Origin of the sequence: Fulvivirga aurantia (genome assembly GCF_009711475.1) — a bacterium.
In the GTDB taxonomy this organism is placed as follows: Bacteria; Bacteroidota; Bacteroidia; order Cytophagales; family Cyclobacteriaceae; genus Fulvivirga; species Fulvivirga aurantia.
Map to the genome: position 1 here is coordinate 1 of NZ_SMMD01000244.1, position 1,248 is coordinate 1,248.

At 37.4% G+C, this 1,248-nt stretch carries 2 protein-coding genes; one reads left to right on the forward strand and one right to left on the reverse strand.

The window, feature by feature from the left end:
* Positions 1-73: 73 nt before the first annotated feature.
* Entirely contained in the window at positions 74-709 is a 636-nt protein-coding gene (locus E1176_RS00845; protein ID WP_155208699.1) for a tetratricopeptide repeat protein, read from the forward strand.
* A 63-nt stretch (positions 710-772) separates the two neighbouring features.
* Here E1176_RS00845 and E1176_RS00850 read toward each other — a convergent pair.
* Positions 773-1,248: tetratricopeptide repeat protein (locus tag E1176_RS00850; protein ID WP_155208700.1), on the reverse strand; the 476-nt coding region annotated here is incomplete at its 5' end.

Here is a 1,248-nt window from a genome sequence, read left to right on the forward strand (position 1 = left end):
ATACAAGTGATTTTGATGTTTTAGTCGAGTTCGGCATTCTTTTGGTAATTGGTGTGGCAAAACGAATTACCAAATGAAAAAACTACCGATCATACTATTTTTTGCGACTGCCGCTTTTTCTTCATCATTTGCGCAAAACGCAAGTGTATATATCGAAAAGGGAAAAGCACTTTATGAGCAGCGTCAGTATATGGAAGCCATCATCAATTTAAACAAAGCGATTGATGCTGATGACAACCAATACCAGGCTTATTATTTACGAGGTAAAATCAAAGAAAGCTTTGATGATATCCATGGAGCCATGAGAGATTATAACATCTCAATTCAAAAGAATGGCAAGTTTCCTGAAGCTTTTTATGCGAGAGGTATAATCAAATTTGAACTTCAGGATTATTATGGTGCGATAGCAGATTTTACATCTACCATCGAGCTTGACAATGATAATCTGGATGCATATTACAAAAGAGGACAGGCTAAGCACAAGCTTGAAGCTTATCAGGATGCTATTGCCGACTGTTCTAAAATATTGGAGTTAAATCCTCAAAATATTGATGCTTATTTCTTAAGAGGAACCTTAAGACTTGATTTTGGTCAGGTACAGCAAGGTTGTCTTGATTTAAGTAAAGCGGGTGAGTTAGGCGATTTGAAAGCCTACGATGTAATACGTGAAAAGTGCAATCACCGCATCTATGAAACTACTGGTGAATAACTAAGTGGTAAATCGGGGTTTTTTCGTGGTTAGGCTCGGGGTGGTTCCCGAGCCTTTTTTTATTCATTCTATTGTGAGCGTGTCTGCTTTTACACATAGCAAATCATGCAATTGTCGCGCACGAATCAAACCCATATCTGCAGCCTTTTTATAATCGGAGCAGGCCCTTATTGAGTCATTTAAATTTAAGTAGTTATTGGCTCTGTGATAATATGCCAATGTATGGTTAGGGTTATGTTCTATTACCTGAGAAAACGAAGAAACTGCACCTCTATGTTTATTTAATTCCTGTTGACACCAGGCCTTACCAAACCAAGTGGTTTCTGGTACAACTTCTTTTGAGATTAGCGTATCAAACATTCTTTCTCCCTCGAAATAGTTTTTGAAACCGAAAGTATATAACAGTCCCAATTTGAGAAAAGTACTATCTGAGTTATAATTGAGCGAATCTGCTATATTTAAATTGTACAGTGCGTCATCAAGTCTAGCTGCACCATAGGCTGCCGTACCTTTTAAAAAATGTATATAGGCTATGTCCT

Excerpts from the sequence above, each read along its gene's own strand:
- E1176_RS00845 (WP_155208699.1), top strand. The coding sequence starts at position 74 with ATGAAAAAACTACCGATCATACTATTTTTTGCGACTGCCGCTTTTTCT.